Genomic DNA, 14,720 nt, shown 5'->3' with positions numbered 1-14,720 from the left:
GCTGTAATGCTGACATTTTTTGCTTGACGTGGCGCGGGAGTCACAGCCGCGCGGCACGTGTTGCGCTTAGACTTTTATCGATTTGAATCCGAGGGGGAATCTCCGTCATGAGCGCGCTGGCCCGACTTGCCGCACTCGCCCTGGTGCTGACTTGCGGTCATGCCTTCGCAGCGGAGGAGGATGCGCCCAACCGCAAGCCGGTGAAGGCCATCGGCGATGCCAGGCTCTCGGTCGGCGGGCGGGGCATGCTGCCGCTTTATCTCTCCCGCGACTGGTCGATGCCGCTGCCGGCGGTCTTGCGCGCGGTCATCGTGCTGCATGGTCGCCTGCGCAATGCCGACGAATATTACATATCGGCCAACAACGCGCAGGCCGCGGCGGGCGACGACGGCAAGAGCGCGCTCATGATCGTCCCGCAGTTTTTGGCGGAGATCGATATCGAGGCGCATAAGCTGCCGCAGGACATGCTGCGCTGGTCGCTCGAGGGATGGGAGGGCGGCGAAGCCGCGCTTGCGCCGAATCCGGTGTCGTCCTTCGAGGCGCTCGATGCGATCCTGGCAAAGCTCTCGGACCGGCGCGTCTTTCCGAACCTGAAGCAGGTCGTGGTCGCCGGGCATTCCGGCGGCGGCCAGGTCGTGCAGCGCTATGCGATCGCGGGCAAGGGCGAGGCGCCCTTGCTGCGCCAGCATATCGACATCCGCTACGTCGTCGCCAATCCCTCGTCCTATGCCTATTTCAGCGCTGAGCGGCCGCTGCCGAAGGTTGCCGCATCCTGCCCCGGCTACGACAATTGGAAATACGGCATGGGCGACCGTCCGCCCTATCTTGCGGACGCGACACCAGCGGCACTCGAGCAGCGCTATGTCGAGCGCGAGGTGATCTACCTGCTCGGCACGCTCGACACCAATCCGAAACATTCTGCGTTGGACAAGAGCTGCATGGCCGAGGCGCAAGGCGCCACGCGCTATGTCCGCGGTCATGCCTATGCCGATGCGATGGCAAAGCGCGACCACGGCACGCCCAATCACCGCGTCTGGGATGTCGCCGGCGTTGGCCACGACGGCGACAGGATGCTGACCTCGAAATGCGGCCTTGCGGCGCTGTTCGACAGTCCGGGCTGTGGCGCGGAGCGCTGACGCGGGTGCCTTGAAGGCGCGGCCGTCGCTGTTACACTTCGGCCCGCGAGTGCCTCACCCCGGGGCGCCGCCAAGAAGACGAAGTGGAAACGCCTGATGCTGCTGCCCCTGTCCGACGTGCCGCGCTGGTACGCTGAACGCAAACCGCAAGGCACGATCGCCGTCCAGCATGGGCAGGACAGGCTGACATGGGACGCGCTCGAACGCGGTGCCAACCGGCGCGCGCGGGCGTTCGCTTCCAAGGGCGTCAAGCCCGGCGATTTCGTCGCGATCGGCTTGCCCAATGGCAACGCGTTCTTCGAGACCTCCTTTGCGGTTTGGAAATGCGGAGCGACGCCGACCTCGCTGTCATGGCGGCTGCCGCGCGGCGAAGCTGCCGCGGTGCTCGACATTTTGAAGCCCGTGCTGGTGGTCGGCGGCGAGGCCGACTGGAATGCGCCGAACCGTCTGCCCTCGGATTTCGTGCCGGAAGGCTTTTCGGATGAGCCGCTCAATCCGCCGGTCGCCCGCTACTGGAAGGCCATGACCTCGGGCGGCTCGACCGGGCGGCCGAAGGTGATCCTCGATCATCAGCCGGCGGTGATCGATACCGTCGCAGCACCGCCGCTCAACATTCCCTTCGGCGTCTCGCTGCTCAATCCCGGCCCGCTCTACCACAATGCGCCGTTCATCGTGTCGCATTATGCGCTGTTCACGGGCGGCAAGCTCACCGGCCTCACCAAATTCGACGCCGAGGAGACGTTGCGCCAGATCGAACGCGAGCGCGTGCAATGGCTCAATTTCGTGCCGACCATGATGCACCGGATCTGGGCGCTGCCGGAGCACGTGCGCAATGCCTATGACGTGTCGAGCCTGCAGACCGTGTTTCACATGGCCGCTCCCATGCCGCCCTGGCTGAAGGAGAACTGGATCGCCTGGCTCGGGCCCGAGCGCATCTGGGAGCTCTATGGCGGCACCGAGCGGCAGGGTTCGTGCATCATCTCCGGTACCGAATGGCTGACACACAAGGGCTCGGTCGGCAAGATCGGCGAGATGGCGAAACTTCGCATCATCGGCGAGGACGGCAATGACGTCGCGCCGGGCGAGATCGGGGAGATCTATTTCCTCAACAATGACGGCAAGGACGCCACCTATCATTATCTCGGCGCCGAGCCGAAGCGTCGCAGTGACGGCTGGGAATCGCTCGGCGATATCGGCCGCCTGGATGCCGAAGGCTATCTCTATCTCGGCGACCGCCTCGCCGACATGGTGCTGCGCGGCGGCGCCAACATCTATCCGGCCGAGGTCGAGGCCGCGGTCTCCGAATGTCCCGGTGTGCGCTCCTGCGTGGTGGTGGGCTTGCCCGATCCCGAACTGGGCCAGCGCGTGCATGCCATCATCGAGCCGGAGCCCGCTGCGGATGGCCAGACCATCGCCGACGGCATGGCGGACTTCCTCAAGGATCGGCTCAGCCGCTACAAGCACCCTGAAAGCTTCGAGTTCGTCAGCGCTCCGCCGCGCGATGATTCAGGCAAGGTTCGCAGAACACTGTTGCGCGACGAGCGCGCGGCGTGGATGAAGGAGGGACGCGCCTTCCGGATCTTGCCGGCGAAGGCGCCGGCGCATGCCGAATAAGAAAATTCACGAAAGGACTCCTTGACATGACGATCACGATCGCAGCGAACAGCGTGCCGAAGCCGCCCGCCGAGATCATCGCGGGCTTTCGCGGTGCGCCGACCTCGGTCATCTCGGACAATCTCGCCCGGCTGCCGGGCGCGGTGGGGCTAAAACCCTATCATCGCGGCGGCAAGCTGGTGGGGACGGCCTTCACCGTGCGCACCCGGCCCGGCGACAATCTCGCCATCCACCGCGCGCTGGAGCTGGTCGGGCCCGGCGACGTCATCGTGGTCGACGGTGGCGGCGACGAGACGCGCGCGCTGGTCGGCGAGATCATGAAGAACATCGCGCAGTGGCGCAAAGCCGAAGGCTATGTGATCGACGGCGCGATCCGCGATGTCGCGGCCTTCGCCGCTGACGACTTCCCCTGCTACGCCCGCGCGGTGATCCACCGTGGCCCCTACAAGAACGGCCCCGGCGAGATCAACGTGCCTGTTACTGTCGGCGGCAGCGTGATCTCGCCCGGCGATATCGTCGTCGGCGACGAGGATGGCGTGGTGTCGTTTCCCGCTGCCGGCGCGGCCGCGCTGCTGGAAGCGGTGCGTGCCCAGGTCGCGCGCGAGGAAGAGACCATGAAGGCGATCCGCGAGGGCCGCTACCAGGGCTCCTATGGCAAATCCTGACCAGAGACGAACGAAGGGGAGAGCGGCGTGAGCCAGAAGGACGAATTCCACAACATCGACAATCCCGATGACGGCCTCTTCCGCGAGCTCGCGGCCGGCGTGACCACGCGCATCTTCTCCGGCGAGCAGGCGATGCTGTCGGTGGTGACGCTGGCCCCGCATGCGAAAGGAACGTTGCACCATCATCCCGAGGAGCAATGGGGCGTGCTGCTCGACGGCTCCGCCATCCGCGTCCAGGGCGATGAAGAGATCCCGGTGAAGAAGGGCGATTTCTGGCGCACGCCCGGCAACGTGCCGCACACCATGCGCGCCGGCCCCGATGGCGCCCGCGTGCTGGACATTTTCAGTCCGCCTCGGCCAGAATACAAAAAAGCGGGGTCGGGCTTCGGAACGACCTAAAGCGCTCAAAAGCAAAAAAGCAAAGCGCAAAACAAAAGGGAGGGGACCATGACGATCACACGACGGGCGCTGCTTGCCGCGCCCGCCATCCTCGCGATGGCACCGGCAAGTGCGCAGGCCTCGAAGATCACGCTGGTCGTGCCGTTTCCGCCGGGCGGATCGACCGATGCGATGGCGCGGCTGCTCCAGAGCAATCTGCAGACGAAGCTCAACCGCATCGTCTTGGTCGAGAACAAGTCGGGCGCGGCCGGCGCACTCGGTGCGGCGCAGGTCGCCAAGAGCCCGGCGGACGGCTCCTCGTTCCTGGTCACCTTCGACTCCCACGCGGTGATCCCCTCCATCCTCGACAAGCCGCCGGTCGACGTCGAGCGCGAGCTGATGCCGGTGCTGCTGATCGGCACCGCGCCCTATGTGATCGCGGCCGGTGCCGGCCGTCCCTACAAGAGCTTTGCCGACGTGGTCGCCGCCTGCAAGGCAACGCCCGGTGCGGTGAAATACGCTTCCGTCGGTATCGGCACGCTCGGCCATCTCGCCATGACGGTGCTCGGCAGCAAGGCCGGCGTCGAGATCATGCATGTGCCCTATCGCGGCGGCGGACCGGCGATGAACGACGTGCTCGGCGGCCATGTCGATCTCATCGCCGGATCGGCGGCGCTGGTCGCCGCCCAGCTCGGTACCAACATGCTGCGCCCGATCCTGCAGCTCGGCCGCGAGCGGCTGCAGGCCTTGCCGGACACGCCGACCGCGATCGAGGCCGGCTTTCCCGATTTCGAGACGCTGGCCTGGTGGGGCATCTTCGCGCCCGCAGGCACGCCGCCCGACATCGTGTCGGCCATGGCAACTGCCTCGAAGGAGATCCTGAGCGAGCCCGCCACCGCCGCCCAGCTCAAGGAGACCCAGCACATGACGCTGCTGCTCCAGGAAGGCCCTGCCTTCAAGTCCTTCTTCGACAAGCAGGTCGCCTATTGGGGCAAGGTGGTCCGGGACAACAATATCAGGGCGTGAGACGCCTATTCCCGGGATTGCCATCCCGGGTCCAGTGCGCTCGCGCGGGCCTGAGCGTCAGAGCATCTTGCCAACAATCTTTGTCATGTCCGCCGCCGAAAACGCGCGCAGCGTTTCGGTGCGGACATTGCCGAGTGCGCTGAGACTAAGGCTGAGCGACATTGCGGCGGCCTCATCTGGAGCCTCGAGAACGGTCACAACGTCATATCGTCCCTGCGTCCAGACGATCTCTTTCACGGTCACGCCGAACGTTTTGGCCATCTCCTTGAAGGCGTCGGCCCGCTTCGGCGAGTCCTTGACGTTGCGGACTCCCTGATCCGTGAAGTTCGACAGCACAACGTAGGTTACCATGGTCGTCCTCCCTGGTTCGAACTTGAGGAAACCGCACCGAGCTTGCCACGGCGGCTGAGACAGCGCTACTTGCGCGTTGGAACGTCAGCGGATGCGACTTATTCGGTCAGGACAACGGCCGTGCGAAACTGAGCTCATGGCCGTCGGGGTCGGTGAGATGGAAGTAACGCTCACCCCATTCGGCATCGCGCGGCGTGGTCGACGGCTGCCATCCGGCAGCGCGCGCCTGCGCGTAGGTCTCGTCGACATCGGCCACATAGAAGATGACGCGGCCCCACCAGGACCAGCGCTTGTCGTCCGGCTGCGCCGTCAGGTTGAGATAGCCGCTGCCGGCGCGAAAGCTCGTGAATGCGGCGGCTTCGCCACCATACAGCAGCTCGAACCCGAGCGAGCGGTAGAAGTGCACGGCGCGCGCCATGTCATGCGTGCCGAGCGTGATGGCGCTGATGCTTTCGATCATGTGGGCTGCTCCGTCCGGAGGGATCCGGCCGCGATTGTACTGCCGCCGTGTTCAGCTTGACGATGGATCTCGCCCGCCTTGCGGCTGGCGAACCGTATTCTGCTCTGCTATGAGGGGGCCGAGCCCGCAACTTGCGGGTTCCGCGGTCCCGTAGCTCAGCCGGATAGAGCGACGGTTTCCTAAACCGTAGGTCGGAAGTTCGAGTCTTCCCGGGATCGCCATTTCGGTATGGGCCGTCGGCCCTGCTCGACAAGCTCTCCGGCGTAAAAATTGCTAGAAGTGGGGTCTTCCTTCCTTTCGGCTGACTGGTCGTCGGCCGCCTCACAGCTACATCCGGAGACCATGATGCCTTTTGACTTGATCCTGCGCGGCGGAAGGGTCGTTGACCCCTCTCAGAAGCTCGATGCCGTGACGGATGTCGCATTTTCGGGCGGCAAGGTCGCTGCCATTGGCACAGGACTCAAGGCCGACCCGGGCACGGTTGTGCGCGACGTTTCGAAATACATCGTGACCCCGGGGCTGATCGATCTGCACACCCATGTCTATTGGGGCGGCACCTCGCTCGGCATCGACGCCGAGGAATTCTGCCGCCTCTCCGGCGTCACCACGGCGGTGGACACCGGCAGCGCCGGTCCCGGCAATTTCGCCGGCTTCCGAAAGCATGTGATCGAGCCGAGCCAGGTCCGCATCCTCGCTTATTTGCACGTCTCGCATGCCGGCATCTTCGGCTTCTCGCACCGGATCATGGTCGGCGAGAGCGAGGAGCTGCGATTGATGAATCCAATCGAGGCGGCCAAGGTGGCCGATGCCAACCGCGATCTCATCGTCGGCATCAAGGTGCGCGTGGGCTTGCATTCCTCGGGCACCTCGGGGCTGGTGCCGCTCGAGATCGCGCTCGAGGTCGCCAACGAGGTCGGCATGCCCCTGATGGCGCATATCGATCATCCGCCGCCGAGCTATGAGGAGGTGCTGGCCCGCCTGCGTCCCGGCGACGTGCTGACCCATGCGTTCCGTCCCTTCCCCAACACGCCGGCGACCGCGCAGGGCACGGTGAAGAAGGTGGTGCTGGAGGCGCGCGAGCGCGGCGTGCTGTTCGACATCGGCCACGGCAAGGGCTCGTTCGCGTTCAAGACCGCGCGCGCCATGCTGGCCAACGGCTTCTATCCGGACACCATCTCCTCCGACATCCACCAGCTCTGCATCGACGGCCCCGCCTTCGACCAGGTGACGACCATGTCGAAATTCCTGTGCATGGGCATGGAGCTCTCCGACGTGGTCGCGGCCTCGACGGTGAACGCGGCGATGGCGCTGCGCCGCCCCGAGCTCGGCAGCCTCAAGCCCGGCAGCGTCGGCGACGCCACGCTTGTTACGGTCAGGCAGGGCCAGTTCGACTATGAGGACGTCGTCGGCGAGCACCTGATCGGCGATCGCAAGATCGTCTCGGAGGGTGTCGTGATCGGCGGTCGCTGGTGGCATCCGAACTGAGGCCGCGCTAATCCCGCTCGCGATAGAACTGCAGCAGCCGCGCGCCCGCCGGCGAGAGCCAGTCGGGCGCGCCCGCGATGTAGCCCTCGATCCGTCCGCCCGTCCCGACCAGATAGGTGATGGGCATGCCGACGAGTGAGAACATCGTGGTCGATGCTTCGGCCGCTGCGCCATAGGCATCGACATAGCAGGCGAGGTTCTGCACGGCGAGGCCGCCGAGAAACGCGCGGATCTTGCGGATGTCCTTGGTGTCCGTACAGATCGCGACGATATCGAGCCGGTCGGGCCGTGATCCTGCAAGACTTGCGAGCATCGGCAGATCGAGCTTGCAGGCCGCGCACCAGGTCGCCCAGAAGTTCACCAAGGTGACGCGGCCCGGCTTTGCCGTCACAACCGCATCCCTGCCGTGCAGGTCCTGAAGCCTGAGCTGTGGCATCGCTACGCGCGGCCGCACCAGTGTGAACTGGCTGCGGCCGGCCTCGAACACCGGCGGCCAGCTGTCCTGCGCGCCGCTCGCATGCGGGACAGCGAGAGAGGTTGCCGCGGCGATCAGGATCGATCGTCGCGACAGCGTAACGCCTTCGCTCGCCTCGTCACGCATGGATATAGGCCCAGCCCTTCAGTTGCAGATCGACGACGCGGCCGATGCCGAACGGGACGAGGCTCGCGCCTGCTATCAGCGGGATGGAGATCTGCTCCTTGGCCTCCGCGATCGCCTTTGACGAGGCGCACATGCTGTAGGTGAGGTTGGGCAGCGACTGCCGCAGTGTCGCGAGCGGTTCGACCAGCGGCGTCTTGTCGGCGCGGAAGACGTCGATGCCCTTGCCGTTGGCGACGACCTCGATCAGCAGCCTCGCGCCCCTGTCGGCAAAATGCTTGGACAGGTTGGCCGAGTAGCTGATCGCATGACCCATGACATAGGGCTCGTTGCTGTCGATCAGGATCACGACGCCCTCAGTGAGGCGATCCTCCTTGGCGGCAGCGCCGCCGGCCGTGAGGATCGCGGTGCCGGCGAGCAGGCCCCTGCGGGACCATCCGTTGGCGAAGATCATGGCGACGGCGTTCCTGCCGGTCAGAACTGGCGCGGCGCGATCGGTGCCTTGCTGTTGCGTCCCCACAGCACGAACAGGGCGAGCGCGAGCAGGACGACATTGAGCGGCGTCACCGCGGCCTCGCCGCGCGAGAGATGGAAGAGAAGTGCGATCACCTGCAGCACCGCGCAGCCGAGCGCGGCGAGCACCGTCAGCCGCGGCAGGATCCGCGTCAGGGCCGGCAGCAGGATGCCGATGCCGCCGGCGAGATCGACCAGCGCGATGGATCGGACGAACGTCTCGGAATACTGGCCCGCCCACGGCATCATCGCGGCCAGCTGGGGAATCGGCGTGGTCAGCTTCACGAACCCCGCCGCGATGAAGACGAAGGCGAGGACGATTTGGGCGGCCCAGAGGCCGATGCGAAGAGCCCGACCCGGGGCGGCGGTCTCGAAGGTGGTGGTGGACACGGTGGTTCTCCAAACAGTGAGGGCCGCCACCATTTGATGGTTTCTCCATTTTTGATCATTATATGTTCCGGGATAGGTTCATTTCCTGGATGTTGATGATCTGATGGATACGCTGGTCAGCATGAGGGTGTTTTGCCTGGTCGCGGAGCTGAAGAGCTTTGCCACCGCGGCGCAGCGCCTGCGCATCTCCCCCGCCATGGCGAGCAAGCATGTGATGCAGCTCGAGAAGCGGCTGGGCACGCGGCTGCTCAACCGGACCAGCCGGCGCGTCAGCCTCAGCGAGAGCGGCACGCTCTATTTCGAGCAGGCCCGGCAGATGCTGGATTCGCTCGACGAGGTCGAGGCCGCCGTCAGCAAGGCGACCGTCGTTCCGCGAGGCACGCTGCGGCTGACCACGCCGGTGTGGATGGCAAACGCGATCTTCGCGGGCGTGCTGGCGGATTATCAGGCGCGATATCCGGATGTGCGCCTCGACGTCGATCTCAGTGGGCGGCTGGTCAACCTCGTGGAGGAGGGATTCGATCTCGCTTTGCGCGCGACCGCCGCACCCGACGAGGCGCTTATCGCTCGTCCGATCACCAACGTTCCCTTCTACATGGTCGCCGCGCCTGCCTACCTCAAACGCGCAGGGCGCCCGGCCAGGATCGCCGACATCGCCGGCCACGCGCTATTGCACTACGCGCTTTATCCCGGCGAAAGCTTCTCTTTCCAGGGCGAGAACGGCCCCGAGACCATCAAGCTCGATCCGGTGCTGCGCAGCGCCAACGAGACGCTGCTGCACATGGCGGCGCTCGAAGGCATGGGCCTCGCCTTCCTGCCGAAATGGCTGGTCGCCGCCGATATCGCTGCGGGGCGTCTCGAACACGTCATGCCGGAGCACATCGTCTTCGTCGGCAAGCTGTTCGCGGTGTATCCCAGCCGCAAATATCTGTCCGCGAAGGTGAGGACCTTCATCGACTTCGTCGCCGCCGACAAGCGGATGAGGTAGCGCCTTACGGCACCGCGAGATCAGCGGCGTGGCGGTTGTCAGTCGCGTCCCGCCTCCATGATCGCCTTGGCGAGGCGTGCGGGATCGGAGAAGCACAGCTCGTGGCTTCCCGGCACCTGCACCAGGCGGAACAGGCCGAGCTTCTCCGACAGACGCGGATGCCAGCCATAGCTGTGCGGCAGCGCGGTGTCCTCGGTGCAGTTGATGTAGGATTTGGCGAGCGGCATTTCGGCCGGGTTGGTCTTGAGCGCGATCTTGTCGGTGAAGGTCGCGAGCGGATGCGGATTGAGCACGTCATAGGCGCGCTGCGCCGTCTCGAGATCGGCATCGTTGATGAAGGCTTCGCGCCAGACCGGGAATGGCAGCACCACCGAGCCGTCGCCTCGCTCGGCGGCGATCGCGTCGAACAGCCCGATATAATGCGGCGGCACCATGTCGTTGAGGCACTCGCCATTGTTGGGCACGAAGGCGTTCCAATAGACGAGGCGGCGGATGCGCTCGGGCGCGAGGTCGGCGACACCGGTGATGACCATGCCGCCATAGGAATGGCCGAGCAGGACGACGTCCGTGAGATCGTTCTCGGCGAGGTAGTCGGCGATCGACTGGATCGCTTCCTTTAGCCCCGTCGTCTTGGCATCCCCCGGGCGGTTGCCCTTGATCGTCGGCGTGTGGACCTGGTGGCCGTGGGCACGGATCGGAGCCGCCACAGGCTCGAACTCCGCACCGGTGTGCCAGGCGCCGTGAACGAGAACGTAGGTCGACATGTTGTGGCTCCTCCCGCGGGTGTGATTAGATCGGCGCGGCGTCGCCGCGCGGCAAATGTGGACCGGCGACGGATTTGTTGCTTGGCTGGAAGTGAACCGGATTGGTCTCGGAGTGAACCGATGCAGCAGATCGAGCGCGCCGTTCCGTCACGCCAATCGGCCTGGAATACCGCGGGCCTGCGGCCGAACGAGCAATTCGCCTATTACCGCGAGGCGATCTGTCAGGCCTTCATGAATCTGACGCCGGAGCCGGCGGCCGCGGCCGGCTTTCCCGCCAGCGTCGAGCACGTCCGTCTCGGCGATGCCGCGATCAACCGCGTCAGCTTTCCTGAGCATGTGGTGCGCCGCTCCGCAGCCGACATCGCCGCGTCCGACCGTAGCTGCTTCTACCTCAATCTGAAGCTGGCCGGCCGCTGCCGCATTCAGCAGGACGGCCATGAGATCAGCCTTTCGCCCGGGCAGGTCGGAATCTTCGACAGCGACCGCCAGTTCGCCCTCCTGCACGATCGTGGTCCGCAATTGCAGGTCGCTTCGTTCTGGGTGCCAGCAGTCGCGTTGCGCGAACGATTGCCGGCGTCGTTCGACGTCACCGCTTGCCGCGTCTCGGACGATCCCTACGTCGGCCACCTCATCGTGGAGACGGCGCGCACGCTGAGCAACGGGGCGCTGCGCATGACCGAAGACGAGGGCGTGCGGCTGTTCCGGGCGCTGATCGAGCTTGTCGCCGTCAGCCTGTCGCGGCACAGCCGGGCGGGTGCTGCGGAATCGGAGAGCCTCACGGATGCGACCACGCTGGCGCTGAAGCGCGCCATTCACCGGCGGCTCCGCGAGCCCGGCCTTGCGGTTGCCGATGTCGCCGCCGCCGCGGGCATCAGCGAGCGCTACGTGCATAAGCTGCTGGCGCGATCAGGCTCCAGCTTCACCGATTATGTGATCGAGCATCGGCTCGACGGCGCGGCCAGGAATCTCAGGGATCCCGCGATGGCGGATCGGGCGATCGGCGCCATCGCGTTCGACTGGGGCTTCTCGGACCTCTCTCACTTCACGCGGCGCTTCAAGCAGCGTTTTGGTTGCCGCCCACGGGACTGGCGTATGCGATGAGGGAGGCGCTGCTGCACCTCGCCCCGCTTGCGGGGAGAGGTCGGATCGCATCGTAAGATGCGATCCGGGTGAGGGGGATTCTCCGCGAGTCCGTCTCTCACCATATTCGCGGAAGCAGCTCCTCACCCCGACCCTCTCCCCGTAAGAACGGGGCGAGGGAGCGCACCGAGCAAGTCGCCTCGGCAGCGCAGAGCTACAACGACCTCGCGATCAACAGCTTCATGATCTCGTTGGTGCCGCCATAGATCTTCTGGATGCGGGAATCGATGAAGATGCGCGAGATCGGATATTCCTGCATGTAGCCATAGCCGCCGAACAGCTGGAGGCATTCGTCGGCGGTCTGGACCTGCTTGTCCGAGCACCAGTATTTCGCCATCGACGCCGTCACGGTGTCGAGATCTTTCGCGACCAGCCGCTCTATGCACCAGTCGACGAAGACGCGGGCGATCATCGCCTCGGTCTTGCGCTCGGCAAGCGTGAAGGCGGTGTTCTGGAAGTCCATCAGCGGCTTGCCGAACGCCTTGCGCTCCTTGGTGTATTCGGTGGTGAGCTTGACGGCGCGCTCCATCGCGGCGACGGCGCCGACCGCGAGCGCGAGTCGCTCCTGCGGCAATTGCTGCATCAGCTGGACAAAGCCCTGGCCCTCTTCCTTGCCGAGCAGGTTTTCCGGCGGCACGGTGACGTTGTCGAAGAACAGCTCCGACGTGTCGGAGGCGTGCAGGCCGATCTTGTCGAGGTTGCGCCCGCGCTTGTAGCCATCCGCGCCCGCGGTCTCGACCACGATCAGCGAGATGCCCTTGGCGCCGGCCTCGCCCGTGCGCGCGACCACGATGACGAGATCGGCGGCCTGGCCATTGGTGATGAAGGTCTTCTGGCCGTTGATGACATAGGAATTGCCCTGCTTCTTCGCCGTGGTCTTGACGGCTTGCAGGTCCGAGCCGGTGCCGGGCTCGGTCATGGCGATGGCGCCGACCATCTCTCCGCTCGCCATCTTCGGCAGCCAGCGCTTCTTCTGCTCCTCCGAGCCGTAATTGAGGATGTAGTGCGCGACGATGGCGCTGTGCACCGAAACGCCGGTCGTGAGCTCCGGCACGGTGCTCTCGAGATCGTCGAGCACCGCGGCGTCATAGGCGAAGGTCGCACCCAGGCCGCCGTATTCCTCCGGCACGCTCGCCAGCAGTGCGCCCATCTCGCCGAGGCCGCGCCAGGCGAAGCGGTCGACCATCTTCTGCTCGCGCCATTTCTCGGCATGCGGGGCCAGGTCCTTGGCGAGATATTTCCGGAACTGGTCGCGGAAGACGTCGAGCTCTTCGGTCATCCAGGAGGAGCGGTAGGACATGGTTACCTCGGTTGATGTGCAGTTCCGGCTTGGTAGGCCAGCCGGCCGCGGCAATTATTGTGTTTTCAGGCTGCGCCGGTGACGCTACCAAGGCGGCCGTAACAGCGTCTGTCGGGATGTCTGATTGTGGCGACCAAAACTCAAGAGCTCAAGCTCGACATCGAACGCACCGGCACGGTCTCGGCGATCCTGACGCAGCCGGCCCAAGCGCGCGCCTGTTACGTCCTCGCGCATGGCGCGGGTGCGGACATGCGGCATTCCTTCATGGAGAAGGTCGCGGCGGGCCTTGGTGAGCGCGGCATTGCGACGTTCCGCTTCAATTTTCTCTACATGGAAAAGAAACACGGGCGCCCGGACCAGCCGGCGGTGGCGCACGCGGCCATCCGCGCGGCGGTCGCGGAGGCCGCGCGGCTCTGCCCCGGGGTGAAGCTCGTTGCCGGCGGTAAATCGTTCGGCGGGCGCATGACCTCGCAGGCGCAGTCCAAGGCTCCACTGCCTGGCGTCAAAGGCCTCGCCTTCCTCGGCTTCCCCCTGCACGCCGACAAGAAGCCGTCGTCAGAGCGCGCCGATCACCTCGCCGGTATCACTGTCCCCATGCTGTTCCTGCAAGGAACGCGCGATGGGCTTGCCGACCTGAGCTACCTCAGGCCCGTCGTAGAGAAGCTCGGGGCGAAGGCGACGCTGCATCAGGTCGAGGGCGGGGATCACTCGTTTGCGGTGCTGAAGAAGTCCGGCCGGACGAATGAAGAGGCGCTCACGGAAGTGCTGGACGCGCTCGCGGCCTGGATCGACGAAATCGGCTGACGTTCACGCCGAATAAAGCCCCTTGTCGCGCGCCTTCTGGATTGCCAGCGCGGCGATCAGGTCGAGCGTCGGCGTCGACAGGCCGGCAGTGCGCGCGAAGGCGGCAGGCGCCCTCACCAGGACGTCGATCTCCATGGCGCGGCCGAGCTCGTAATCCTGCAGCAGCGACGGCTTGTGGTTGGGGGCGGGGCCGCTGCGCGTGACGCGCTTGACCTCGGGGATGAAGTGCTGGGCGATGTCGTTGGCCTCGTTCAGCATGCGCGGGATGACCTCGGCGAAGGCGGGGTCGTCGCGCACCCCGCGGGCGGTCTGGCCGGTGAGCAGGCACAGCACCGACAGCGACATGTTGGTCAGCAGCTTTGACCAGATCGCCTCGCGGATCTCGGCAACCGGCGGCGATTCCAGCCGCGCGTCGTTGAGGACGTTGCGGAGCTTCGTGATGCGCTCGCAATTGCGATCGTCGCATTCGCCGATCAGGAGGCGGTTGCGGTCCGGGGTGAGGTTATGCACGACGCCGGGCGCAGCGACCTCGTTGGAGGAGAAGATGACGCCGCCGATGATCCGCTCCTTCGGGATGCAGGCGCGCAGGCGTCCGCCGGGATCGAGGAACGAAATGTCGGGTGGCGTCGGGTGCCGCGGCGGCAGGCCGATGCCGTACCACCAGGGAATGCCGTTCTGCGCGAAGACGATCGCGGTGTCGTCCTGCAGCAGGGGCTTGATGCTGGAGACCAGTCCCGTCAGCGCGGTCGCCTTCAGCGTGGAGATCACGACGTCCTGCGGGCCGAGCTGGGCCGGATCGCCTGACGCGTTCACCTTGGCGGAAACCTCGGAATCGCCGACCCGCAGCTTGAGGCCGTTCGCGCGCACTGCCTCCAGATGCGCGCCGCGCATCACGCATGAAACCTCATGGCCGGCGCGTGCAAGCCGTACCGCAATGTGGCTGCCGACGGCGCCCGCGCCGAAAATGCAGATGCGCATGTTGATCCCGTCCCTGATCCCTTGAGTGCCGCCGGACGGCAGCATGACACAAGCCGCCATGCGATGGACGCGGCTGCCCTACGCCGGAAAGATATGGATCGGGATGCGTTGCCTCGGCCATAGTGCGTGG

Annotated in this window: 17 protein-coding genes and 1 tRNA gene; 10 read left to right on the top strand and 8 right to left on the bottom strand. The window is 65.6% G+C overall.

The features are described 5' to 3' along the window. Positions 1 to 107 precede the first annotated feature (107 nt). The 5 genes from JQ603_RS31595 (at position 108) to JQ603_RS31575 (ending at position 4,819) form a co-directional block, all read left to right on the top strand. Positions 108 to 1,136, top strand: coding sequence for an alpha/beta hydrolase (locus JQ603_RS31595; protein ID WP_212345708.1), 1,029 nt, complete (start codon positions 108 to 110; stop codon positions 1,134 to 1,136). Positions 1,137 to 1,232: 96 nt separating this feature from the next. Beyond that, entirely contained in the window at positions 1,233 to 2,750 is a 1,518-nt protein-coding gene (locus tag JQ603_RS31590) for an AMP-binding protein (protein WP_212345705.1), read from the top strand. 26 nt (positions 2,751 to 2,776) lie between these two features. Next, complete coding sequence (locus JQ603_RS31585) at positions 2,777 to 3,415, top strand: RraA family protein (protein WP_212345702.1); 639 nt, start codon at positions 2,777 to 2,779, stop codon at positions 3,413 to 3,415. A gap of 27 nt (positions 3,416 to 3,442) precedes the next feature. Next, complete coding sequence (locus JQ603_RS31580) at positions 3,443 to 3,814, top strand: dimethylsulfonioproprionate lyase family protein (protein WP_212345699.1); 372 nt, start codon at positions 3,443 to 3,445, stop codon at positions 3,812 to 3,814. Positions 3,815 to 3,862: 48 nt separating this feature from the next. Next, positions 3,863 to 4,819: a tripartite tricarboxylate transporter substrate-binding protein gene (locus JQ603_RS31575; RefSeq protein WP_212345697.1), complete on the top strand. Its 957-nt coding sequence runs from the start codon at positions 3,863 to 3,865 to the stop codon at positions 4,817 to 4,819. A gap of 57 nt (positions 4,820 to 4,876) precedes the next feature. Here JQ603_RS31575 and JQ603_RS31570 read toward each other — a convergent pair whose 3' ends face one another. Further along, entirely contained in the window at positions 4,877 to 5,170 is a 294-nt protein-coding gene (locus JQ603_RS31570) for a GYD domain-containing protein (RefSeq protein WP_018316453.1), read from the bottom strand. A 106-nt stretch (positions 5,171 to 5,276) separates the two neighbouring features. Further along, positions 5,277 to 5,630, bottom strand: a complete 354-nt coding sequence (locus tag JQ603_RS31565) for a VOC family protein (RefSeq protein WP_212345695.1) — start codon at positions 5,628 to 5,630, stop codon at positions 5,277 to 5,279. Positions 5,631 to 5,774: 144 nt separating this feature from the next. Between JQ603_RS31565 and JQ603_RS31560 the strand changes: the two genes are divergently transcribed. After that, positions 5,775 to 5,851 (top strand) — tRNA-Arg (locus JQ603_RS31560). Positions 5,852 to 5,975: 124 nt separating this feature from the next. Beyond that, entirely contained in the window at positions 5,976 to 7,115 is a 1,140-nt protein-coding gene (locus tag JQ603_RS31555) for an amidohydrolase/deacetylase family metallohydrolase (RefSeq protein ID WP_212345693.1), read from the top strand. A 7-nt stretch (positions 7,116 to 7,122) separates the two neighbouring features. Here the strand turns inward: JQ603_RS31555 and JQ603_RS31550 are convergent, their stop codons facing one another. Genes JQ603_RS31550 through JQ603_RS31540 form a run of 3 tightly spaced genes read right to left on the bottom strand, consistent with a single transcriptional unit; the run spans position 7,123 to position 8,616 of the window. Continuing rightward, positions 7,123 to 7,716 (bottom strand): TlpA family protein disulfide reductase, encoded by a 594-nt coding sequence (locus JQ603_RS31550; RefSeq protein ID WP_212345691.1) that lies wholly within the window; start codon positions 7,714 to 7,716, stop codon positions 7,123 to 7,125. Then, entirely contained in the window at positions 7,709 to 8,167 is a 459-nt protein-coding gene (locus JQ603_RS31545; protein ID WP_212345689.1) for a DsrE family protein, read from the bottom strand. The genes JQ603_RS31550 and JQ603_RS31545 overlap by 8 nt, the downstream gene beginning before the upstream one ends. A 20-nt stretch (positions 8,168 to 8,187) precedes the next feature. Further along, positions 8,188 to 8,616 carry a DoxX family protein gene (locus JQ603_RS31540; protein ID WP_271581838.1) on the bottom strand — a complete coding sequence of 143 codons (429 nt, stop codon included), beginning with the start codon at positions 8,614 to 8,616 and terminating at the stop codon, positions 8,188 to 8,190. Between the two features lie 103 nt (positions 8,617 to 8,719). On the opposite strand from JQ603_RS31540, the gene JQ603_RS31535 reads away from it, so the two are divergent. Continuing rightward, positions 8,720 to 9,604: a LysR family transcriptional regulator gene (locus JQ603_RS31535; RefSeq protein WP_212345684.1), complete on the top strand. Its 885-nt coding sequence runs from the start codon at positions 8,720 to 8,722 to the stop codon at positions 9,602 to 9,604. A gap of 38 nt (positions 9,605 to 9,642) precedes the next feature. On the opposite strand, the gene JQ603_RS31530 is transcribed toward JQ603_RS31535, so the two are convergent. Next, a complete protein-coding gene (locus JQ603_RS31530) occupies positions 9,643 to 10,368 on the bottom strand; it encodes an alpha/beta fold hydrolase (RefSeq protein ID WP_212345681.1) in 726 nt (241 codons plus the stop codon). A gap of 120 nt (positions 10,369 to 10,488) precedes the next feature. Here JQ603_RS31530 and JQ603_RS31525 point away from each other — a divergent pair, with 120 nt between their 5' ends. After that, complete coding sequence (locus tag JQ603_RS31525) at positions 10,489 to 11,469, top strand: helix-turn-helix domain-containing protein (RefSeq protein ID WP_212345678.1); 981 nt, start codon at positions 10,489 to 10,491, stop codon at positions 11,467 to 11,469. 193 nt (positions 11,470 to 11,662) lie between these two features. Here the strand turns inward: JQ603_RS31525 and JQ603_RS31520 are convergent, their stop codons facing one another. After that, positions 11,663 to 12,808 (bottom strand): acyl-CoA dehydrogenase family protein, encoded by a 1,146-nt coding sequence (locus tag JQ603_RS31520; protein WP_212345676.1) that lies wholly within the window; start codon positions 12,806 to 12,808, stop codon positions 11,663 to 11,665. A gap of 126 nt (positions 12,809 to 12,934) precedes the next feature. Here JQ603_RS31520 and JQ603_RS31515 point away from each other — a divergent pair, with 126 nt between their 5' ends. Then, positions 12,935 to 13,612 (top strand): alpha/beta hydrolase family protein, encoded by a 678-nt coding sequence (locus JQ603_RS31515; RefSeq protein ID WP_212345673.1) that lies wholly within the window; start codon positions 12,935 to 12,937, stop codon positions 13,610 to 13,612. Positions 13,613 to 13,615: 3 nt separating this feature from the next. Here JQ603_RS31515 and JQ603_RS31510 read toward each other — a convergent pair whose 3' ends face one another. Next, positions 13,616 to 14,590 carry a ketopantoate reductase family protein gene (locus JQ603_RS31510; RefSeq protein WP_212345671.1) on the bottom strand — a complete coding sequence of 325 codons (975 nt, stop codon included), beginning with the start codon at positions 14,588 to 14,590 and terminating at the stop codon, positions 13,616 to 13,618. Positions 14,591 to 14,720 lie beyond the last annotated feature (130 nt).

The organism is Bradyrhizobium liaoningense (genome assembly GCF_018130825.1).
Lineage (GTDB): Bacteria > Pseudomonadota > Alphaproteobacteria > Rhizobiales > Xanthobacteraceae > Bradyrhizobium > Bradyrhizobium liaoningense_B.
This window is presented reverse-complemented; position numbering and strand designations above follow the sequence as displayed.